This is a genomic window from Micromonospora humi (assembly GCF_900090105.1).
Taxonomy (GTDB): Bacteria; Actinomycetota; Actinomycetes; order Mycobacteriales; family Micromonosporaceae; genus Micromonospora; species Micromonospora humi.
In genome coordinates this window covers 498,247-518,746 of sequence record NZ_FMDM01000002.1, presented here as the reverse complement: position 1 = coordinate 518,746, position 20,500 = coordinate 498,247, and the positions used below count along the sequence as shown (strand labels likewise).

Here is a 20,500-nt window from a genome sequence, read left to right as displayed (position 1 = left end):
ATCGACGGTGGTGCGTTCGCCCGTGCCGGGCACCGTCGGCTACTCGGACTCCATGCTGGGCAGTCGCAGCCCGGCGGCGTCGGCGGCGGCCTGCCGGTCCGTCCGGGCCCGCTCCTCCCGGCTGAGCAGGTCGGCGTACTCGGTGACGTCCGCCGGGTCGGGCACCTCCGGCAGGCGGCGCAGGAACGCCTCCACGTCGGCGGCGGCGGCGGTGTGCGCGGTGGCCGCCCGACGCAGCAGCTCCCGGTCGTCGGCGGCCGGATACAGATCAGTCATGCCGGCGTGATACCCGCGTTCAGGCGGTTCGCACCCCGCCCACGCGGTGCGGCTGCACCCCGAAGTCCGGGTGGGCCAGCAGCCAGGCCAGATAGTCCGGATGGTTGGCCAGCGCGTCGGTGTACGCCGCCACCGCCGTCTCCAGCACCGGCTCCGCCACCGCTGCGGCCGGCGCCTCCGGGTGCCAGCCGAACAGCAGCCGCCAGCGCAGCGGTGTGCCGGCCAGCCGGCGGGTGACCAGCCCGGCGACCGGGCGGAAGGTGGCCTGGCACAGCGCCACCGCCGTGCCCGCGTCGACCAGGTCCAGGGCGGCGCGCACGTCTGCCTCGTACACCTTGCGGGGGGTGAAGCCGGCGCGTGCGCAGGCGGCGGCGAAGCAGTCGCCGAAGCAGCCGTCGCCCGGCGCCGCCACCCACTGCTCACGCCGCAGGTCGACCAGGTCGATCTCGTCCCGGCCGGCCAGCGGGTGGGCCTGCGGCAGCAGCACGAAGACCGGGTCGACGGCCACCTCCCGCCAGCTCAACCCGAACACCGGCGACGGCGCCGCGTCCCCGCACACACCGGTGAGCGCGAAGTCGAGCCGGCCGCCGGCCACCATCTGCGCCAACTCGTCCACCGACCAGGACGCGAACGTGGAGATCTGCGCGTCGGCGCGCTCGGCGGCGAGCCGGTGCACCAGCCGGCCCAGGATCGGGCTGTTCACCCCGCCGAAGCGGTAGCGGCGCAGCGGGTCGCCCGCGCCGGCCAGCCGGGCCGCCTCGTCCTGCAGGCCCTTCATCGCCGGCAGCAGCACCCGGGCCCGGTCCAGCACCAGCTCACCCAGGGCGGTGGGCCGGGCGCCGCGACGGTCCCGCTCGAACAGCGGCCCGCCGAGCACCCGTTCGATCCGCTGGAGCTGGGCGGTCAGCGCCGGCTGGGCCAGGCCGAGCGTGGAGGCCGCCTTGGTGACGCTCCCCGTCTCGGCGATCGCGCAGACCACCCGCAGGTGTCGCAGCTCCAGATTCATACGGTGACGGTAGGACCACGAACGGGTGTCCGGGAAGGGGCGGTTCGGCTCAGGCGTCCCGGCGGTGCTCCAGGTCGGCCAGGCGGGTGCGCCGCCCGGTGACCGCGTCGCGGACCTTGTCCAGCACGCCCACCGCCGGCTCGACGATCTTGTTCCACGGCGGGGTGGCCGGGGTGCCCGGGTGCGGGCGGGTCGGCGCGGCCTCCTCCGCGATCTCCCACCGGTTGCCCAGCCGGATCAGCTCGGCGTCGCTGGCCACCTCGCGCAGCGGCGTGACCAGCGCGGCCACCCGGCTCACGTGCCGACGGACCCGCTCGGCCACGTCGGCGACCACCGCGTCGTCCGGACCGGACAGGTGCTTCAACGCGGTCAACAGGGCGGCGTCCGCCTCGATCTCCCGGGCGACCAGGTCGGCGCTCTCCGGCACCGCGGCGCGGGCGGCCGGGAACAGGTACTGCTCCTCGGCGGACAGGTGCCGCGACACCGCGGCGGTCAGCACGTCGAGCACCCGGCGCCGGCCCGCCGGGTCCAGCCCCGGCTCGGTCACCCGGTCGGCCAACTCGAGCAGGGTGCGGTGCTCGGCGTCCACGAGGTCGGCCAGGCTCCGCCCACCCGGCCGGTACGCGTCGTCGGCGGCGGGCGGCAGCGGCGGCAGGGGGACGGTCATGGTGCCCTCCTCGTGGTGGCCGGCAGTGGTGGCCGGAATCGATGTTCGGCGTTACCCGCCCGCGCGTCGCGCGAAACCGCACCGCACCGCGCCGGCCGTCGCGGCCCGCCCGGCTGGTATAAGGAAGCGATGACGACCTCCGCCTCACCCCAGCCCACCGACGAGGTCGTGGACCTCTGCCGGGACCTGCTGCGCATCGACACCACCAACACCGGGGACAACGACACCAGCGCGGGGGAGCGGCGCGCCGCGGAGTACGTCGCGGAGAAGCTCGCCGAGGTCGGCGTCGACGCCGAGATCCACGAGTCGGCGCCCGGGCGGGCCAACCTGGTGGCCCGGATCCCCGGCACCGAGCCGGGCCGGGACGCGCTGCTCGTGCACGGTCACCTCGACGTGGTGCCCGCCGACCCCGACGAGTGGTCGGTGCACCCGTTCTCCGGCGAGATCCGCGACGGCTACCTGTGGGGCCGCGGCGCGATCGACATGAAGGACTTCGACGCCATGGTGCTGGCCGTGGTGCGCGACTGGCAGCGCACCGGCGTCCGGCCCCGACGCGACGTCGTGCTCGCCTTCACCGCCGACGAGGAGGCCGGCAGCGACTACGGCGCGCACTTCCTGGCCCGCAACCACCGAGGGCTGTTCGACGGCTGCACCGAGGCGATCGGGGAGGTGGGCGGCTTCTCCTACTCCGTCGACGACGCCCGCCGGCTCTATCTGATCGAGACCGCGGAGAAGGGCATCGACTGGCTGCGCCTGCACGCCCGGGGGCGGCCCGGGCACGGCTCGATGGTGCACGACGACAACGCGGTGACCGCGCTCGCCGAGGCGGTCGCCCGGATCGGCCGGCACCGGTTCCCGGTGGTCATGACCGACACCGTGCGGGCGTTCCTGGCCGAGGTCGGCGACGTGCTGGGCATCGAGATCGACCCGGAGGACCCGGAGACCGCGATCGCCAAGCTCGGCCCGATCGCCAACATCATCGGTGCCACGATCCGCAACACCGCCAACCCCACCCGGCTGGCCGCCGGCTACAAGGACAACGTCATCCCCGGCCGGGCCACCGCCACCATCGACTGCCGCAGCCTGCCCGGGCAGAGCGAGGAACTGGAGCGGCAGCTGCGCGAGCTGGTCGGCCCGGACATCGCCATCGAGTACGTCCAGCGCCAGCCGGCCCTGGAGACCACGTTCGACGGCGACCTGGTCGAGCAGATGTCGGCCGCGCTGCGCGCCGAGGACCCGGGCGCGCACCCGGTGCCGTACATGCTCTCCGGCGGCACCGACGCCAAGGCGTTCTCCCAGCTCGGCATCCGCTGCTTCGGCTTCGCGCCGCTGCGGCTGCCCGCCGACCTCAATTTCTCCGGCCTGTTCCACGGCATCGACGAGCGCGTCCCGCTGGACGGACTACAGTTCGGCGTGCGGGTTCTCGACCGCTTCCTCCGCAACTGCTGACCGCGCCCGCCGCGGCGCCGCCGCCGCGGACCTCCCCCATCGCGAAGGGACTGCCTCATATGACCGACCAGCACGCTGAGCTGGACGCCGCCCTCGAGCAGGTGATCGACGCCGCCCGCACCCACCTGGCCGCCGTCCGGGCCGCGCAGGGCCGGATCGACGACGACGCCGTCTGGCAGGCGTACGTCGCGTTGAACAACGCCTCGTTCGCCTACGACGAGCAGTTGCTCGACGCGTTCGGCGAGGTGACGCCCTGGGACGTCGAGTCGATCGACCCGGACGAGGCGGACGAGCGCTTCGGCGCGGTCGAGGGCGGCGAGCCCACCGACCCGCACCCGCGGGTGATCTCGGTGCGGCAGCGGCGCGACTACCGGGTGCCCAGCGTCGCCGCGCTGCTGCGGGTCGCCGAGGCGGCCCGCCGGGAGGGCACCCCGGAGGAGGACGAGCCGGCGCCGGTGGAAGGCGTCGGCGAGGCGGTGCTGGAGCTGCTGCAGAGCGGCGACGGCTCGCTCTCCGCGCTCGACGTGCCCGAGCTGGAGCCGCTCGACGGCGTGGTCATGGTCAGCGAGGTCGGCACGCCGGTCGACCTGGAGTCGTTCGACGACGACGACCCGGTCGGCCCGTTCCAGCCGGCCGTCGACGACCGGCTGGTCGGCCGGCTCGACGAGCACCCGTTCCTGGAGCTCGACGACGAGCACGACCACGCCCACTAGGCAGTGCTCGCCCGGGGCCGCACCGCGCGCGGCGCGGCCCCGGGGCGGGACCCGTCAGTAGGACAGGCCCGGCTGCGGCTTGCTCACCACGCGACGGCGCAGCATCACCTGCCGCGTGCCGTCCCGGTAGAGCCGCACCCGGGCCAACTCCCAGCCGGAGAACTCCGCCTGGATCGCCAGCTGCGCCGCGGCGGTCAACCGATCGACGTTCGAAGGCAACCGCAGCGGCGCGTATTCGTAGTCCATGGGCTCTATGCTGCCCAGCTCGCGGGCCCTTCGCCACCCCCTGGGCGTGACCCGGATCGCTCCCGGGTCAGCCGTCGCGCTCCGGGTAGCCGACCGGCACCGCGGAGACGTCGTCCAACGCCGTGACGATCTCGTCCGGCAGCGTCATCCGCTCCACCTGGAGCGCGCCCAGCAGCTGCCCGACGGTGCGGGCGCCGAGGATCGGCGCGGTCACCCCGGGCCGGTCCCGCACCCAGGCCAGCGCCACCTCCGTCGGCGACACACCGAGCCCGCCGGCGGCGATGGCCACCGCCTCCACGATGCTGGAGCAGCGGGGCTCCAGGTAGGTGCCGACGAAGCGCTCGAAGTGCGGCGACACCGCACGCGAGTCGGCCGGGCGGCCGTTGCGGTACTTGCCGGTGAGCACGCCCCGGCCCAGCGGCGACCAGGGCAGCACGCCCAGCCCCATCCCGGCGCAGGCCGGCAGCACCTCACGCTCGATGCCGCGCTCCAGCAGCGAGTACTCCACCTGGGCGGCGACCACCGGCGCCCGCCCCGGCCAGGCGGCCTGCCAGGCGGCGGCCCGGGCGGTCTGCCAGCCGGAGAAGTTCGAGACGCCCACGTAGCGCGCCTTGCCGCTGGACACCGCGTGGTCCAGGGCGGTGAGCGTCTCCTCCAGCGGCGTGTCCGGGTCGTAGCCGTGCACCTGCCAGAGGTCGACGTGGTCGGTGCCGAGCCGGCGCAGCGAGGCGTCCAGCGTGCGCAGCAGGTGCCCGCGGGAGCCGTCACGGCGGCGCCCGCTGCCCGGCCGCAGCCCCGCCTTGGTGGCGATGAGCAGCTCGTCGCGGTCGACCAGGCTGCCCAGCAGCGAGCCGATCACCGACTCCGCGTCGCCGTCGGCGTACACGTCGGCGGTGTCGACGAGGTTGCCGCCCGCGTCGAGGTAGCTCTTCAGCTGGGCGGCCGCGTCGTCGGCATCGGTGTCCCGTCCCCAGGTCATGGTGCCGAGCGCGAGCCGCGAAACCGCCAGCCCGCTTCGGCCGAGCGGTCGCTGTTGCATGGGTGAACCTTATTTCGATCCCGGCGTCACGGATATCCTCGCCGTAGTCAACTTCCCGCGCGACCGCAGGGCGGTGTGACGTGTTCGGGGCGAGCCGGTCGTCGGCGGTGGCACCGGCATTGCGTAACCTGATGCGACCTGTGGTGCGGACGGTGGGAGGACCAGTGCGACTCGGGCTCAACCTCGGATACCAGACGGCCTGGAGCACGCCGGCCGACCACCTGGCGTTCGCCCAGGAGGCGGACCGGCTCGGCTACTCGGTGGTGTGGGCCGCGGAGGCGTACGGCTCCGACTCGCCGAGCATGCTCGCCTGGATGGCCGGGCAGACGCAGCGGATCGACCTCGGCTCCGCCGTCATGCAGATTCCCGCGCGCACCCCGGCGATGACCGCGATGACCGCCGCGACCATCGACGCGCTCTCCGGCGGCCGGTTCCGGCTCGGCCTCGGCGTCTCCGGCCCGCAGGTCTCCGAGGGCTGGCACGGCGTCCGGTTCGCCAAGCCGCTGTCGCGGACCCGGGAGTACGTCGACATCGTCAAGCTCGCGGTGGCCCGCAAGGAGGTCGCGTACGACGGCGAGCACCACACACTGCCGCTGCCAAACGGCCCGGGCAAGGCCCTGCGCCTGAGCTTCCACCCGCCGCGCGAGCACATCCCGATCTACCTGGCCGCCGTCGGCCCGAAGAACCTGGAGCTGGCCGGCGAGATCGCCGACGGCTGGCTGGCCGTCTTCTTCGCCCCGGAGTTCGCCGAGGAGCACCTCGCCGCGATCCGGGCCGGGCGAGCCACCGCCGGCAAGGAGCTGGCCGGCTTCGACGTGGTCCCGTCGGTGCCGGTGGTGGTCGGCGACGACGTCGCCACCTGCGCCGAGCTGGTCCGCTGGTACGCCGCGCTCTACGTCGGCGGGATGGGCAGCCGGAAGCAGAACTTCTACAACCAGCTCGCCACCCGGATGGGCTACGGCGACGCGGCCCGCGAGGTCCAGGAGCTCTACCTGGCCAAGCGGCAGCGCGACGCGGCCGCCGCGGTGCCGATGGAGTTCATCGACCGCACCTCGCTGCTCGGCCCGAAGGAGCGCATCGCCGAGCGGATGCGGGAGTACGCCGCCGCGGGCGTGACCACCCTGTCGGTGACGTTGTTCGTGGCCGACCGGGACAGCGGCGTCAACACGCTGCGCACCGTCGCCGAGGCGCTGGAGCTGTCCGGGGTCGGCGAGTGACCTGGGTCGAGGCCATCGTCCTGGGCGTCGTCCAGGGGCTGACGGAGTTCCTGCCGGTGTCGTCGTCCGGCCACCTGCGGATCACCTCGGCGATCTTCTTCGGCCGGGACGCGGGCGCGTCGTTCACCGCGGTCACCCAGCTCGGCACCGAGGCCGCCGTGCTGATCTACTTCTTCAAGGACATCTGGCGGATCGTCCGCACCTGGTGCCTGGGCCTGGTCGACCGCTCGGTGCGCTCCAGCCTCGACTACCGGATGGGCTGGTACGTCATCGTCGGCACCATCCCGATCGGGATCCTCGGGCTGCTCTTCAAGGACCAGATCCGCACCGCCGGACGGAACCTCTACCTCATCTCGTTCACGTTGATCTTCTTCGCGCTGGTGCTCGCGTTCGCCGAGTACTGGGGGCGGCAGACCCGCACGCTGGAGAACTTCCGGATGCGCGACGGCGTGGCGATGGGGCTGGGGCAGGCCATGGCGCTCATCCCCGGGGTCTCCCGCTCGGGTGGCACGCTCACCGTCGGGCTGTTCCTCAACCTCACCCGGGAGACGGCGGCGCGTTACTCGTTCCTGCTGGCCATCCCCGCCGTGGTGATCTCCGGCGTGTTCAGCCTGCCGGACGTCTTCGAGCCGTCCGCGCCCGGCACCGCCGCGCCGAGCGTGGCGCAGATGGTGGTGGCCACGCTGATCGCGTTCGCCATCGGCTACGCGGCCATCGCCTGGCTGCTGCGCTACGTCGCGCACCACACGCTCTACCTGTTCGTGCTCTACCGGGTGGCGCTCGGCACGCTGGTGCTCTGCCTGCTGCTCACCGGCACGATCAGCGCCACCTGATCCAGGCGACACGACGAAGGCCGGCACCCCGTCACGGGGTGCCGGCCTTCTCGTTCGTCAGCTGTTCCAGTGCTGGGCGACCAGGTCGGCGGCCTGGTGCTCCCACTGCGCGTACGCGTCGGGGTAGGCGCTGACCTGCACGGTCTGCGCCGCCTGAGTCAGCGGCATGTCCTGCCAGCCGTCGACCTGCTTGAGGCCCTTGAGGAAGGCGAGCGTCGAGTACTCGGGGTCGGTGATCTGCTCCGGCGTGCCCCAACCACTGGACGGGCGCTGCTGGAACAGGCCCAGCGAGTCGTGGTCGTTGCGGTCGCCGAGGTGGCCGAGGTTCTCCAGCTTCGACTCCTGCAGGCTGGTGGCGATCGAGACGACCGCGGCGCGCTCGTCCATGCCGGCCTTCTTGGTGGCGGCGATGATCGCCTTGACGTTGGCGGTCTGCTCGTCGTTCAGGTCGACGCGGGACTGCGCGCCCTGCACGCCGTGCGGGACGAGCGCGGCCGGGTCGGCCTGCGCGGTGACCGCCACGTCGCGGGCGGTCGGGGTGCTGTCGTGGTGGTTGAGCGGGCCGGCGGCCAGGCCACCGGCGACGGTCAGACCGGCGATGCCGAGGATGCTCTTGCGCAGCATGGTGTTCATGGGGGCTCCATTCGGGGGTCGACACCCGGGGGTGGGTGTGCGAGCACCGTCAGGCGCTCTCGCGGGGGACTCCGCCGGGCTCACGGGGCGGGGGGCCTCGTCGTGGCGGCGGAACCGTGTGCAACGACCGGCGCCCCGCCGTCATTCCCCGGACCCAGGATCCGTTGGCAGGTGTTTCCGCTGCTCAGCCGTGCACCGGGTATAACGCCCCCGCCCCCGCACCCATTCCACCCGCCAGGTGTCCCCGACCACCCCCGCACCGGACATACCGCCCACCCGCCCGCGCCCCGCGCCCCGCGCCCCACGCCTCCGTCGATCTTGCACTTACGGCCCCGCCAGCGCCGGAATCATCCCGGTATGGGCGGGCCCAAAGTGCAAGATCGGTGGGTGGGTGTTGGTCCCTGCCGCGCGCGGAGGGGAGGGCCTGTCGGGTTCCCGGGGGCGTCCGGTGCGGGGCGCGCCCGGCACTGGCGGGCCGGACTCGGTCGATCATGAAGTTGGCGGTGGGTGGTGTCCGGTTTGTGGCGGCCAACTTCATGGTCAACCGCTTCGGGCGGCCGCGGCTGGTCGAGCGGCCGGCCGGGTTGGGGGCGGTGGGGGAGTGTGGGTGGCGCTGCGGTGGTGGGGGGACGGTTGCCGAGGTGGCACCGCCTAGGGTGGTGGGCGTGGCGACCCTTCTGCTTCTGCGACACGGCCGGACCACCGCGAACGCCGACGGTGGCCTGGCCGGCCGGCAACCGGTCGAGTTGGACGACACCGGGCGGGCCCAGGCCACGGCGGTGGGCGGCCGGCTCGCCGGGCTGCCGCTCGCGGCGGTGGTGACCAGCCCGCTGATCCGCTGCCGGCAGACCCTGGAGCTGGCGTTGCCGCAGGCCGAGCCGGTGGTCGAGGACGGGCTGATCGAGTGCGGCTACGGCGCCTGGGAGGGGCAGTCGCTGAAGAAGTTGGCGAAGGAGCCGCTCTGGCCCGTGGTGCAGCAGCACCCGAGTGCCGCCGCCTTCCCGGAGGGCGAGTCGATGGCGGCGATGTCCGCGCGAGCGGTCGCGGCGGTGCGGGCGTGGGACGCGCGGGTCACCGCCGAGCACGGGCCCGAGGCGGTCTGGCTGGCGTGCAGCCACGGCGACGTGATCAAGGCCATCGTGGCGGACGCGCTCGGCGTACACCTGGATCTTTTTCAGCGGATCGTGGCCGACCCGGCGTCGGTGACGGCGATCCGCTACACGCCGCTGCGGCCGTTCCTGGTCCGGCTCAACGACACCGGTGGCGACCTGTCGGCGCTGGTCCCGCCGCCGGGCAAGCGGCGCCGGCGGGCGGTCCGCGCCGCCGAGTCGGACGCGACGGTCGGCGGTGGCGCGGGCGCGGCACGGTGAGCCGGCGGTCGGCGCGCCGCGTTGCGCTCTGGGCGGATTCGGCGTCGGTGGGCTGCGCGGTGCTTCCACGCGCCGGATAGGGTCGTGGGTATGACGCACCAGGTGCACGCGTTCGAGCCGCCGGAGCGGTTCGTCGCCGGAACGGTCGGCCCGCCGGGGGAGCGCACGTTCTTCCTCCAGGCGCGCGGCGGCGGCCGGCTGGTCAGCGTCGCCCTGGAGAAGGTCCAGGTGTCGCTGCTCGCCGAGAAGCTGGAGGAGTTGCTCACCGAGGCGCAACGCCGGTTCGGGGTGAAGCTGCCGGAGTCGGCGCCGATCGCGGTGGGCGACAACGAGCCGCTCGACACCCCGGTCGACGAGGAGTTCCGGGTCGGCACGCTGGGTCTGGCCTTCGACGTGGACACCGCCACCGTGGTGATCGAGGCGATCGCCGTGGGCGAGGCGGAGGTCGAGGTCGAGCTGGGCGACGCGGACGACGACGAGGTCGAGATCGACGAGGAGCCGGACGAGCCGGACGACGACCTCGACCGGCTCCGGGTGCGGCTGACCCCCGAGGCGACCCGCGAGTTCATCGAGCGCGCCAAGCGGGTGGTCAACGCCGGCCGGCCGCCCTGCCCGCTCTGCGGCCAGCCGCTCGACCCGGCCGGCCACCTCTGCCCCCGGCACAACGGCTATCACCGGTGACCTCGTCGGAACTGCAGCCCCGACAGGGCGGCGCCGAGGCGCTGCGGTTGCTCACCGACGGTGAGCTGACCCTGGAGGGGCGGCTGGTCGACGCCTCCAACGCCACGCTGCGTGCCGAGATCGTCCTCGGCGACGCACGCGCGCACTGCGTCTACAAGCCGGTGCGGGGCGAGCGTCCGCTCTGGGACTTCCCGGACGGCACGCTCGCCGGCCGGGAGGTGGCCGCCTACCTGGTCTCCCGGGCCACCGGGTGGGACCTGGTGCCGCCGACCGTGCTGCGCGACGGCCCGTTCGGCCCCGGCTCCTGCCAGCTCTGGATCGACGAGCCGGCCGACGCCGAGCCGCTGGTCGGCTTCGTACCCGCCGAGTCGGTGCCGCCGCGCTGGTTCCCGATCGCCGCCGCGCGCGACGACGACGGCGCGGCGTACGCGCTGGCGCACGCCGACGACCCCCGGCTGGCCCGGTTGGCCGTCCTCGACGCCGTGATCAACAACGCCGACCGCAAGGGCGGCCACGTGCTGGTCGGCGCGGACGACCGCATCTACGGCGTGGACCACGGCGTCAGCTTCCACGTGGAGGAGAAACTGCGCACGGTGCTCTGGGGCTGGGCCGGCCGCCTGCTCCCGCCGGACGCGGTGGAGATGCTCGACGCGCTGGCCGCCCGGCTCGACGGCGCGCTCGGCGAGGAGTTGGCCGAGCACCTCACCCTCGGTGAGGTCAGGGCGGTGGCGGCCCGGGTGGCCCGGCTGCGCGACACCGGCCGGTTCCCGCAGCCCCCGGAGGAGTGGCCGGCCATGCCCTGGCCACCCATGTGAGCCGCTGTCGCGTTGATCACCCGTGGGGCGGCACCCGCGTGCCTGACGGATCGTTAGGCTGGCGGTCATGGAGTCTTGGGCGGGACACGAGGTGCCACGGCTGCCGGGTGAGGGCGCGCCACTGAGGTTGTACGACTCGGCGCGGCAGGGCCCGCACCCGTCCCGGCCCGACGGTGTCGCCTCGATGTACGTCTGCGGCATCACCCCGTACGACGCCACCCACCTCGGGCACGCCGCCACCATGATCACCTTCGACCTGGTGCAGCGGATGTGGCGCGACGCCGGCCTGACCGTGCGCTACGTGCAGAACGTCACCGACATCGACGACCCGTTGCTGGAGCGCGCCGAGCGCGACGGCGAGGACTGGAAGGTCCTGGCCATGCGGGAGACCGCGCTGTTCCGCGAGGACATGGAGGCGCTGCGGATGATCCCGCCGGCGCACTACGTCGGCGCGGTCGAGTCGATCCCGGACATCGCCGACAAGGTGCTCGTGCTGCTCAAGGACGGCGCGGCGTACCGGCTCGACGACGGCACCGGCGACGTCTACTTCGACGTCTCCGCCGCCCCCGCGTTCGGCTACGAGTCCAACCTGTCCCGCACCGAGATGCTGGAGATCTTCCCGGAGCGCGGCGGCGACCCCGACCGCGCCGGCAAGCGGGACCCGCTCGACCCACTGCTGTGGCGCGGCGCCCGCGAGGGCGAGCCGTCCTGGCCCGGCGGTGAGCTGGGCCCCGGCCGACCCGGCTGGCACATCGAGTGCACGGTCATCGCGCTGAACCTGCTCGGCGACCGGATCTCCGTGCAGGGCGGCGGCAACGACCTGATCTTCCCGCACCACGAGTGCTCGGCGGCGCACGCCGAGCGGCTGACCGGCGCGACGCCGTTCGCCGACCACTACGTGCACGCCGGCATGATCGGCCTGGACGGCGAGAAGATGTCGAAGTCCAAGGGGAACCTGGTCTTCGTCTCCCGGCTGCGCGCCGACCGGGTCGACCCGATGGCGGTGCGGCTGGCGCTGCTCGCCGGCCACTACCGCAGCGACCGGGCCTGGACCGACGAACTGCTCGCCGAGGCGCTCCAGCGGCTGGACCGCTGGCGGCGGGCCGCCGCCGCGCCCGCCGGCCCGTCCGGCGAGGCACTGCTGGCCGGGGTGCGCGACCGCCTCGCCGACGACCTCGACACGCCGGGCGCGCTGGCGGTGGCCGACGCCTGGGCCGACCGCGCGTCGGCCGGCGCCGGCGCCGACGCGGCCGCCCCGGCGCTGTTCGCCGACACCGTGGACGCGCTGCTGGGCATCCGGCTGTAAGGCGGGGGCCCCGCTTAACGCATTTGGTAGAGGCGGGGGCCCCGCTTAACACCTGCCGGTCAAGCGGGGCCCCCGCCTAACCCGGCCAGGCCGGGCCGGCCGGTCCAGGTGCGCCGGGCCGGCTCGCGTGGTGCCGGAGAGGCGCTCAGCCGAGGACGAGGCCGGGGTCCGGGTCCTGCTCGGGAGCCGGCGCGGGGATCTTGTACTCCTCGGTCAGGGTGGTCATCGGGCCCGGCCAGGTGGCCTGGGCGACCTCGATCGGCTTGTGCCGCTCGTCGTACGCCACGTGCAGCAGGTGCAGCACCGGGGTGTCCGGCCGGATCTGCAGGATCTCCGCCTCCTCCCGGCTGGGCTGGCGGGCGCTGATGGTGTCCGTCGCGGTGGCGTACCGCCGGCCGATCGCCTCCTCGGCCTCCTGGTAGAGCGGCTGGCCGAACGCCTCGGCCCGTTCGAGGGAGGTCCCGGCGGTGTCGGCGGGCAGGAACCAGGAGGCGCCGACCTCGACCGGGGAGTCGTCGGTGCGGACCAGGTGCCGCCGGCAGAGCAACTCGGTGCCGTCGGTGACGCCGAACGCGTCGGCGACCTCGGGCGGTGCGGCGGCACGGCCGACCGAGACGAGCTGCTGGCGGTACCGGGCGGCGAGGTCGGTGTGGTAGCCGCGGAAGCCGCCGTACCGGCCCCGGGAGAGGCGGTTCAGCCGGCGACGGGTGCCCCGGACGTACGTACCGGAGCCGGGTTTGGTGATCAGGATGCCCTCGACCCGCAGCTGGTCGACGGCGCGTTGCACGGTCTGCTTGGCGACGCCGAACATCTCGGCGATGGCCGGGATGGACGGCAGCCGTTCGCCCGGGCCCCAGTCGCCGCGGCGCACCTGGGTCTTGAGCTGCGTGGCGATCTGCCGGTGCGGGAACTCGGCCGCGCCCGGATTGATCTGCATGCCCGCCTCCTCATGACAGCTAGGTTCCTAGGATGCCTTAGCGGGCGTGACCGCGCCACCCCGGACACGAAGAAGCCGGGCCCCGACCACGGAGCCCGGCTTCGACGGAGAAGAGCTACCAGGAACCGGCGGTCGGGCCGGCGGAACCGCCCCGACGGCGCAGGTACTTCTCGAACTCCTGGGCGATCTCGTCCCCGGTCAACGGGGTGATGCCCGCGTCGCCGACGCGTTCCTCCAGCTCACGCACGTACTCACCGAGTTCGGCGTCCTGCTCGGCGGCGCTGCGTACCCGCTGCTCCCACTCGGCGGCCTCCTCGGCCAGGTCGGCCATCGGCACCGGCAGGTCGAGCACCTCCTCGACCCGGTGCAGCAGGGCGAGGGTGGCCTTCGGGCACGGCGGGTTGTTGGCGTAGTGCGGCACGTGCACCCAGAACGACACCGCGTCCACCTCGGCCCGGGTGCACGCGTCGTGCAGCACCCCGACGATGCCGGTCGGGCCGTCGTAGCGGGTGGGGGTGAGCTGGTAGCGCTTGGCCGCGTCGGCGTCCGAGGCGCTGCCGCTGATCGGCAGCGGCCGGGTGTAGGGGACGTCGGCCAGCAACGCGCCGAGCAGCACCACCCGCTCGACCTCCAGGCTGTGGCAGATCTCCAGCACCTGCTCGCAGAAGGTGCGCCAGCGCATGCTCGGTTCGATGCCGCGGATCAGCACCACGTCGCGTTCGGTGCCCTCCGGGCTGGCCACCATGAAGCGGGTGGTGGGCCACTCGACCCGCCGGGTCTCCCCGTCGGCCATGGTGATGGTCGGCCGGCTCACCTGGAAGTCATAGAAGTCCTCCGGGTCCAGCTCGGTCACCTGCCGGGACTGCCAGACCTGCTCCAGATGCTCCACGGCGGCGGTGGAGGCGTCCGCGGCGTCGTTCCAGCCCTCGAAGGCCGCGATGGCGACCGGTGAGCGCAGGACCGGCAGCCCGTCGAACTCGGTCACGCCGTCACCTCACCCTGCTCGTCGGGAGCGGTGCCGCCCCGTCGCACGGTCGCGTCCCTGATGTCCTTCACGTCCGCCAGCCTACGTGCCGCCGCTGGAGCCGGCCCGTCGGCCGCGCCGGTCGCCCGGCCCGACCACCCGGTCGAACCGGATGAAAGGTACGCGGTGATCCGGCCGACACTATGTGGGAAGGCCCGATTGGGGTGACCGCTCCGTACCGGGGCGCACTAACCTGGCCGTGTGGCTACTTCGTTGCGCGACCTCCTGGCGGACCGGATCCTCATCGCCGACGGGGCGATGGGAACGATGCTCCACGCGGCCGACCTCACCCTGGACGACTTCGACGGTCTCGAGGGCTGCAACGAGATCCTCAACGTCACCCGGCCGGACGTGGTCCGTGGCGTGCACGACGCCTACCTGGCCGCCGGCGCCGACTGCGTGGAGACCAACACGTTCGGCGCGAACCTGCCCAACCTCGCGGAATACGGCATCGCCGAGCGCATCCGGGAGCTGTCCGAGGCGGCCGCACGGATCGCCCGGGAGGCCACCGACGCCCACGCGACGCCGGAGCGCCCGCGCTTCGTGCTCGGCTCGATGGGGCCGGGCACGAAGCTGCCCACCCTGGGCCACGCGAGCTACGCCTCGCTGCGCGACGCGTACCAGGAGAACGCCGCCGGCATGATCGCCGGCGGCGCGGACGCGTTGATCATCGAGACCTGTCAGGACCTGCTCCAGGTCAAGGCCGCGGTGGTCGGCGCGAAGCGGGCCCGCGAGGCCGCCGGCCGGGACGTCCCGATCATCTGCCAGGTGGCCATGGAGACCACCGGCACCATGCTGCTGGGCAGCGAGATCGGCGCGGCGCTGACCGCGATCGAGCCGCTCGGGGTCGACCTGATCGGGCTCAACTGCTCCACCGGCCCGGCCGAGATGGGCGAGCACCTGCGCTACCTGTCCCGGCACTCACGCCTCCCGGTGTCGGTGATGCCGAACGCGGGCCTGCCGGTGCTGACCGCCGACGGGGCCTACTTCCCGCTCGGTCCGGAGGAGATGGCCGACGCGCTGGAGCAGTTCGTCGACGACTACGGCGTCGGGCTGATCGGCGGCTGCTGCGGCACCACGCCGGAGCACATCCGGGTGCTGGTGGAGCGGCTCGGCGGGCGGCGTCCGGCGCCCCGGGAACCCCAGCCGGACGCCGGCGTCTCCTCGATCTACCACCACGTGCCGTTCGCGCAGGACGCCAGCGTCCTGATGGTGGGGGAGCGGACCAACGCCAACGGCTCGAAGGCGTTCCGCGAGGCGATGCTGGCCGCCGACTGGCAGGCCTGCGTCGAGACCGCGCGTAGTCAGACCCGGGACGGCTCACACCTGCTGGACCTGTGCGTGGACTACGTGGGCCGCGACGGCGCGGTCGACATGCGCGAGCTGGCCGGTCGGTTCGCCACCGCCTCCACCCTGCCGGTCATGCTCGACTCGACCGAGCCGGCGGTGATCGAGGCCGGGCTGGAGATGCTCGGCGGCCGGTGCGTGGTCAACTCGGTCAACTTCGAGGACGGCGACGGCCCGGATTCCCGCTACGGCCGGGTGATGCCGGTGATCGCCGAGCACGGCGCCGCCGTGGTCGCGATGCTGATCGACGAGGAGGGTCAGGCGCGCACGGCGGACTGGAAGGTCCGCATCGCCGGGCGGCTGATCGAGGACCTGACCGGCCGGTGGGGGCTGCGCCGGGAGGACATCCTCATCGACGCGCTGACCTTCCCGATCGCCACCGGGCAGGAGGAGACGCGCCGCGACGGCATCGAGACGATCGAGGCGATCCGCGAGATCACCGCCCGCTGGCCGGGGGTCAACTTCACACTCGGCATCTCCAACGTGTCCTTCGGGCTCAACCCGGCGGCCCGGCAGGTGCTCAACTCGGTGTTCCTGCACGAGTGCGTGCAGGCCGGCCTGACCTCGGCGATCGTGCACGCCAGCAAGATCCTCCCGATGTCGAAGATCCCGGACGAGCAGCGCGAGATCGCGCTCGACCTGGTCTACGACCGCCGCCGTGAGGGCTACGACCCGGTGCAGCGCTTCATCGAGGTGTTCGAGGGCGTCGACGCGGCGTCGGCGCGCGCCACCCGGGCCGAGGAGTTGGCCGCGCTGCCGCTGGAGGAGCGGCTCAAGCGGCGCATCATCGACGGGGAGCGCAACGGCCTGGAGGCCGACCTGGACACCGCGATGGCCGAGGGGCGCACCCCGCTGTCCATCATCAACGACCTGCTGCTCGACGGCATGAAGGTGGTCGGCGAGCTGTTCGGCTCGGGGCAGATGCAGCTGCCGTTCGTGCTCCAGTCCGCCGAGGTGATGAAGACGGCGGTGGCCTACCTGGAACCGCACATGGAGCGGGCCGACGACGACGGCAAGGGCCGGATCGTGCTCGCCACGGTCAAGGGCGACGTGCACGACATCGGCAAGAACCTGGTCGACATCATCCTGTCCAACAACGGCTACGACGTGGTCAACATCGGCATCAAGCAGCCGATCACCGCGATCCTCGACGCGGCCGAGGAGCACCGGGCCGACGCCATCGGCATGTCCGGGCTGCTGGTCAAGAGCACTGTCATCATGAAGGAGAACCTGGCCGAGATGGCCACGCGGGGCGTCGCCGAACGCTGGCCGGTGCTGCTCGGCGGTGCGGCGCTGACCCGGGCGTACGTGGAGGACGACCTGCGTTCCATCTACCCCGGTCAGGTGCACTACGCCCGCGACGCGTTCGAGGGGCTGTCCCTGATGGACCGGGTGATGGCCGCCAAGCGCGGCGGCGCGCCGGTGGTCGATCCGGACCGGGAGGCCGCGCTGGCCGCCCGCCGGGAACGCCGGGAGCGGCAACGGGCGCAGGTCCGTGAGGCGCTGCCCGAGCTGGACGACGCCTCGGTCCGCTCCGACGTGGCCGTGGAGGTGGGCGTGCCCACTCCGCCGTTCTTCGGCACCCGGGTGGTCAAGGGCGTGCCGCTGGCCGACTACGCGGCGCTGCTCGACGAGCGGGCCACGTTCCTGGGTCAGTGGGGGCTGCGCGGCGCCCGCGGCGGCAAGGGCCCGTCGTACGAGGAGCTGGTGGAGACCGAAGGCCGGCCCCGGCTGCGGTACTGGCTGGACCGCCTCATCTCCGAGCAGGTGCTGGAGGCGGCCGTGGTGTACGGCTACTTCCCGGCGTACTCCGAGGGCAACGACCTGGTGGTGCTGGACGAGAACGGGCACAGCGAGCGGGCCCGGTTCTCCTTCCCCCGGCAGCGGCAGGAGCGCCGGTTGTGCCTCGCCGACTTCTTCCGGCCCAAGGGTGACCAGCTCGACGTGGTGGCGCTGCAACTGGTCACCGTGGGGCAGCCGGTCAGCGAATACACGGCGAAGATGTTCGCGGCCAACGAGTACCGCGACTACCTGGAGGTGCACGGCCTGTCCGTGCAGCTCACCGAGGCGTTGGCGGAGTACTGGCACCGGCGGATCCGGTCCGAGCTGGTGCTGCCGGACGGCCGTACCGTCGCCGCCGACGACCCGACCGACCTGGCCGGCCTGCTGCGCACCGACTACCGGGGCTGCCGGTACGCGTTCGGCTATCCGGCCTGCCCCGACCTGGAGGACCGGGCGAAGATCGTCGGGTTGCTCGGCGCGGAGCGCATCGGGGTGCAGTTGTCGGAGGAGTTCCAGCTCGTGCCGGAGCAGGCCACCGACGCGATCGTGGTGCACCACCCGGAGGCGAACTACTTCAACGCCAAGTGACGCCGTCACCCTGCTGGGCCCTCGTCCTCGTCGTCGCGCAGCAGGCGGTCGAGATCGTCCGGACGCATTCGACGTATTCGTTCGCGACGGTCCGGCATGGGGCGAACTCTAGGAGCCCGCGTTCGCCGGGGCCCTCGATCTTCTGAGTAGGTGCCGTGGCGCGGCCGCCCTCCGCGTAGCGGGCGACTATGAGCGAGCATGCGGGTTGGGAAGCAGCGCCACCGCGGCCTGTTGGGCGTCGCCGTACCGCCTGAATTCCACCCACTGACGGCTGACGTCCGCCCAGATCTGTTGCTGATCCGCGAAGAACCGATCCATGTGCTCACGGGTGATCTTGTCCGGCGAGGTGGTCACAAGGAGGTAGTCGATCTCGTCGCGCAGACGGTTGAGGCGGTAGCGCGTCTCCTCCATCGAGATCCACCGCGATCGCCAGTTGTGGAACAGTTCGAGCGATCCCAGCAGCGTCACCACTGCGACCATCGGCAGCGCGATCGATGCGTTGGCGGGGATCTGCGGGATCCCCAGGACCACCGTCGACAAGGCCGTCAGCGCGAGCGACAGGCCCTTCGACCACGTCGATCGACGGCGGAACCGCGTCTTCCGCGAGTCCGCCCATTCCATGTCGGCGGATACCAGCTCTCGGAAGGCTAACAGCGCCTCTGGGATGGACAGGGGAGTCCGCTGGCTGGCCAGGGCCAGGAGCCCTTGCTCGGAAATCGTCACCGGGGACGCCGTCGGCTGTTCCTTACCGCGCTCGCTCTGCTGGGTCACCCCTCAATTCAGGGGGAGGTGCGGCGCCCGAACGGGTCGGCTGCCCGATACCCGATAGTCGAGCAGCGGACAGGGGCTGGCCGGAACGCGCCCGCCTGGCCGAGGCACCGACGTCTGGCGCGTCCTCGCGCGTCCGGCCTGGGCACCTGACCGGGTCGGTCACTCGGACGGGTTTCGGCCTTCTCTTTCGCTTATGTGAAGAAGTGTCCGGTCTTAGCGTGAGGATCGCACGCCGGCGAGCTCCGACGTCCGTCCGAGCCCGGTGTGACCCGACCGAGAGGCGACGACCATGCCCGACATCTCCCGACGCACCCTGCTGCAGGCCACGGCGGCCGTCGGCGCCGGGGCGGTCGTCGCGCCGGCGGTGCTCGCCGGGGCCGCCCAGGCCGCCACCGGCACCGACGGCTCGGGGGCACCGATCTGGGCCGAGTGCCCGCCGGCGGAGCTGACCGGCCGGATCGTGCGTTTCGGTGATCCCGACTATCCGTCCGCGAGTCTCGGCTGGGACGAGCTGTTCGTCCGCAACCCGCTGGTCATCGTGTTCGCGCAGAACACCCAGGACGTGGTGAACGCGCTCGCCTGGTCCCGGCAGAACGACGTCGCGCTGCGGGTGCGCAGCGGCCGGCACAGCCTGGAGGGCTGGTCGAACGTGGACAACGGGATCGTCATCGACGTCAGCGAGCTGAAGTCGGCCGACATCGACCGGGCCGCGCTCACCGCGCGGGTCGGCGCCGGGCTCAACCAGCTGGAGGCGGTCACCGCGCTCGCCCAGCAGGGCCTCGCGGTGACGACCGGTACGGAGGGAAGCGTGGGCCTGTCCGGCGCGACGCTCGGGGGTGGCTTCGGGTTCCTCACCCGCTGGCTCGGGATGGCCTGCGACAACCTGATCGGCGCGGAGGTCGTCGTCGCGTCCGGGGCGAACGGCGCCAAGGCGGTCCAGGTGGACCTGCGGAACCGTCGGGACCTGCTCTGGGCGTTGCGTGGCGCGGGCAACGGCAACTTCGGCATCGTCACCTCGCTGACCTACCGGGTGGCGCCGCTGCGCGGTGTGGCCTATCTGCAGGCGACCTGGTCGGGCCTGGGCGACCTGCGGGAGGTGTTCGACAGTTGGCAGCGCACCGCGCCGTTCACCGACGTGCGCCTCGGCTCCCAGCTGGAGATCCACAAGTCGCAGATCCTGCTGTTCGGCGTGCTCGCCGAGGGCACCGAGGCGGAGGCGCGGAGGCTGCTGGCACCGGTCCTGGCGGTCGGCAGCCCGCAGGTCACCGTGCAGATCGGCGGCTGGGGGGAGATCTACGCCGGGTTCCAGGTCCCGACCCAGGACGAGCCCGCGAACTGGAAGTTCTTCTCGCAGTTCGCCCGCCGGCCGTTCCCGCCCGAGGCGATCGAGATCATCCGCTCGTTCATGGCGGTCGCGCCCACCGACGCCAGCAACTTCTTCACCCAGGCCTTCGGCGTCGGCGCGCAGGCGAGGCAGCCGGTCGGCGGCTCGGCGTTCCCGCACCGCGACGCGATCTTCTACTCCGAGCCGGGCGCCGGCTGGGGGACCCGGGGCGTGCCGGACAGCGGCGACGCCCTCACCCCGGCCGCCCAGGCGTGGATCGCCGAGTTCAGCCAGGCGCTGCGCCCTTACGTGGACGGTGCCTACGTCAACGTGCCCAACATCGGCATGCAGGAGTGGGAGACCGCCTACTGGGGGCCGAACGTCGAGCGTCTCCGCCGGATCAAGGCCGTCTACGACCCGCACAACGTCTTCCAGTACGAGCAGAGCGTCCCGCCCGCCTCGTGCTGACCTACGCC

General features: G+C 72.9%; 19 protein-coding genes. 10 read left to right on the top strand and 9 right to left on the bottom strand.

Translation table 11 applies throughout. The annotated features are described in order from the left end of the window. Positions 1–39: 39 nt before the first annotated feature. From GA0070213_RS05495 to GA0070213_RS05485, 3 genes are read right to left on the bottom strand one after another with little or no spacing between them, the layout of a single operon-like run. On the bottom strand, positions 40–276 hold the full coding sequence (locus GA0070213_RS05495) for a hypothetical protein (protein ID WP_091058259.1): 237 nt from the start codon (positions 274–276) through the stop codon (positions 40–42). Positions 277–295: 19 nt separating this feature from the next. After that, positions 296–1,282 (bottom strand): LysR family transcriptional regulator, encoded by a 987-nt coding sequence (locus tag GA0070213_RS05490; protein ID WP_091058257.1) that lies wholly within the window; start codon positions 1,280–1,282, stop codon positions 296–298. A gap of 49 nt (positions 1,283–1,331) precedes the next feature. Further along, complete coding sequence (locus GA0070213_RS05485) at positions 1,332–1,949, bottom strand: hemerythrin domain-containing protein (RefSeq protein WP_091058253.1); 618 nt, start codon at positions 1,947–1,949, stop codon at positions 1,332–1,334. Between the two features lie 129 nt (positions 1,950–2,078). On the opposite strand from GA0070213_RS05485, the gene GA0070213_RS05480 reads away from it, so the two are divergent. After that, the gene (locus GA0070213_RS05480; RefSeq protein WP_091058249.1) at positions 2,079–3,398 is read left to right on the top strand and encodes a M20/M25/M40 family metallo-hydrolase; all 1,320 of its coding nucleotides are present in this window, start codon (positions 2,079–2,081) and stop codon (positions 3,396–3,398) included. Positions 3,399–3,457: 59 nt separating this feature from the next. Beyond that, entirely contained in the window at positions 3,458–4,111 is a 654-nt protein-coding gene (locus GA0070213_RS05475) for a hypothetical protein (RefSeq protein ID WP_091058246.1), read from the top strand. A 54-nt stretch (positions 4,112–4,165) separates the two neighbouring features. On the opposite strand, the gene GA0070213_RS05470 is transcribed toward GA0070213_RS05475, so the two are convergent. Together GA0070213_RS05470 and GA0070213_RS05465 are read right to left on the bottom strand one after the other, a co-directional pair. Then, entirely contained in the window at positions 4,166–4,357 is a 192-nt protein-coding gene (locus GA0070213_RS05470; protein WP_091058244.1) for a DUF5703 family protein, read from the bottom strand. Positions 4,358–4,424: 67 nt separating this feature from the next. Continuing rightward, positions 4,425–5,396 carry an aldo/keto reductase gene (locus GA0070213_RS05465; protein WP_091058240.1) on the bottom strand — a complete coding sequence of 324 codons (972 nt, stop codon included), beginning with the start codon at positions 5,394–5,396 and terminating at the stop codon, positions 4,425–4,427. Between the two features lie 164 nt (positions 5,397–5,560). Here GA0070213_RS05465 and GA0070213_RS05460 point away from each other — a divergent pair, with 164 nt between their 5' ends. Both GA0070213_RS05460 and GA0070213_RS05455 read left to right on the top strand, forming a co-directional pair. Further along, positions 5,561–6,613, top strand: coding sequence for an LLM class F420-dependent oxidoreductase (locus GA0070213_RS05460; protein ID WP_091058237.1), 1,053 nt, complete (start codon positions 5,561–5,563; stop codon positions 6,611–6,613). Next, positions 6,610–7,446, top strand: a complete 837-nt coding sequence (locus GA0070213_RS05455; RefSeq protein WP_091058234.1) for an undecaprenyl-diphosphate phosphatase — start codon at positions 6,610–6,612, stop codon at positions 7,444–7,446. Before GA0070213_RS05460 ends, GA0070213_RS05455 begins: the two co-directional genes overlap by 4 nt. A gap of 57 nt (positions 7,447–7,503) precedes the next feature. Here GA0070213_RS05455 and GA0070213_RS05450 read toward each other — a convergent pair whose 3' ends face one another. Further along, a complete protein-coding gene (locus tag GA0070213_RS05450) occupies positions 7,504–8,079 on the bottom strand; it encodes a hypothetical protein (protein ID WP_091058231.1) in 576 nt (191 codons plus the stop codon). A gap of 656 nt (positions 8,080–8,735) precedes the next feature. Between GA0070213_RS05450 and GA0070213_RS05445 the strand changes: the two genes are divergently transcribed. The 4 genes from GA0070213_RS05445 (at position 8,736) to mshC (ending at position 12,251) form a co-directional block, all read left to right on the top strand. Beyond that, positions 8,736–9,449 (top strand): MSMEG_4193 family putative phosphomutase, encoded by a 714-nt coding sequence (locus GA0070213_RS05445; RefSeq protein WP_091058228.1) that lies wholly within the window; start codon positions 8,736–8,738, stop codon positions 9,447–9,449. 90 nt (positions 9,450–9,539) lie between these two features. Beyond that, positions 9,540–10,130, top strand: a complete 591-nt coding sequence (locus GA0070213_RS05440) for a DUF3090 domain-containing protein (protein WP_091058226.1) — start codon at positions 9,540–9,542, stop codon at positions 10,128–10,130. Then, positions 10,127–10,945 (top strand): SCO1664 family protein, encoded by an 819-nt coding sequence (locus tag GA0070213_RS05435; RefSeq protein WP_091058222.1) that lies wholly within the window; start codon positions 10,127–10,129, stop codon positions 10,943–10,945. Before GA0070213_RS05440 ends, GA0070213_RS05435 begins: the two co-directional genes overlap by 4 nt. 67 nt (positions 10,946–11,012) lie before the next feature. Beyond that, the gene (gene mshC / locus GA0070213_RS05430) at positions 11,013–12,251 is read left to right on the top strand and encodes a cysteine--1-D-myo-inosityl 2-amino-2-deoxy-alpha-D-glucopyranoside ligase (protein WP_091058220.1); all 1,239 of its coding nucleotides are present in this window, start codon (positions 11,013–11,015) and stop codon (positions 12,249–12,251) included. Between the two features lie 145 nt (positions 12,252–12,396). Here the strand turns inward: mshC and GA0070213_RS05425 are convergent, their stop codons facing one another. Both GA0070213_RS05425 and GA0070213_RS05420 read right to left on the bottom strand, forming a co-directional pair. Beyond that, positions 12,397–13,188, bottom strand: coding sequence for a GntR family transcriptional regulator (locus tag GA0070213_RS05425; RefSeq protein WP_091058217.1), 792 nt, complete (start codon positions 13,186–13,188; stop codon positions 12,397–12,399). A gap of 115 nt (positions 13,189–13,303) precedes the next feature. Beyond that, entirely contained in the window at positions 13,304–14,173 is an 870-nt protein-coding gene (locus tag GA0070213_RS05420; protein WP_089157832.1) for a PAC2 family protein, read from the bottom strand. Between the two features lie 252 nt (positions 14,174–14,425). On the opposite strand from GA0070213_RS05420, the gene metH reads away from it, so the two are divergent. Next, positions 14,426–17,929: a methionine synthase gene (metH, locus tag GA0070213_RS05415; protein WP_091058214.1), complete on the top strand. Its 3,504-nt coding sequence runs from the start codon at positions 14,426–14,428 to the stop codon at positions 17,927–17,929. A gap of 186 nt (positions 17,930–18,115) precedes the next feature. Here metH and GA0070213_RS05410 read toward each other — a convergent pair whose 3' ends face one another. After that, entirely contained in the window at positions 18,116–18,700 is a 585-nt protein-coding gene (locus GA0070213_RS05410; RefSeq protein WP_091058210.1) for a DUF4231 domain-containing protein, read from the bottom strand. 289 nt (positions 18,701–18,989) lie between these two features. Here GA0070213_RS05410 and GA0070213_RS05405 point away from each other — a divergent pair, with 289 nt between their 5' ends. Beyond that, positions 18,990–20,492, top strand: coding sequence for an FAD-binding oxidoreductase (locus tag GA0070213_RS05405; RefSeq protein ID WP_091058207.1), 1,503 nt, complete (start codon positions 18,990–18,992; stop codon positions 20,490–20,492). Positions 20,493–20,500 lie beyond the last annotated feature (8 nt).

Bases quoted from the DNA above. Each gene is read 5' to 3' on its own strand.
- GA0070213_RS05495 (WP_091058259.1), bottom strand. From the start codon at position 276: ATGACTGATCTGTATCCGGCCGCCGACGACCGGGAGCTGCTGCGTCGG.
- GA0070213_RS05490 (WP_091058257.1), bottom strand. From the start codon at position 1,282: ATGAATCTGGAGCTGCGACACCTGCGGGTGGTCTGCGCGATCGCCGAG.
- GA0070213_RS05485 (WP_091058253.1), bottom strand. From the start codon at position 1,949: ATGACCGTCCCCCTGCCGCCGCTGCCGCCCGCCGCCGACGACGCGTAC.
- GA0070213_RS05480 (WP_091058249.1), top strand. From the start codon at position 2,079: ATGACGACCTCCGCCTCACCCCAGCCCACCGACGAGGTCGTGGACCTC.
- GA0070213_RS05475 (WP_091058246.1), top strand. From the start codon at position 3,458: ATGACCGACCAGCACGCTGAGCTGGACGCCGCCCTCGAGCAGGTGATC.
- GA0070213_RS05470 (WP_091058244.1), bottom strand. From the start codon at position 4,357: ATGGACTACGAATACGCGCCGCTGCGGTTGCCTTCGAACGTCGATCGG.
- GA0070213_RS05465 (WP_091058240.1), bottom strand. From the start codon at position 5,396: ATGCAACAGCGACCGCTCGGCCGAAGCGGGCTGGCGGTTTCGCGGCTC.
- GA0070213_RS05450 (WP_091058231.1), bottom strand. From the start codon at position 8,079: ATGAACACCATGCTGCGCAAGAGCATCCTCGGCATCGCCGGTCTGACC.
- GA0070213_RS05440 (WP_091058226.1), top strand. From the start codon at position 9,540: ATGACGCACCAGGTGCACGCGTTCGAGCCGCCGGAGCGGTTCGTCGCC.
- mshC (WP_091058220.1), top strand. From the start codon at position 11,013: ATGGAGTCTTGGGCGGGACACGAGGTGCCACGGCTGCCGGGTGAGGGC.
- GA0070213_RS05425 (WP_091058217.1), bottom strand. From the start codon at position 13,188: ATGCAGATCAATCCGGGCGCGGCCGAGTTCCCGCACCGGCAGATCGCC.
- GA0070213_RS05405 (WP_091058207.1), top strand. From the start codon at position 18,990: ATGCCCGACATCTCCCGACGCACCCTGCTGCAGGCCACGGCGGCCGTC.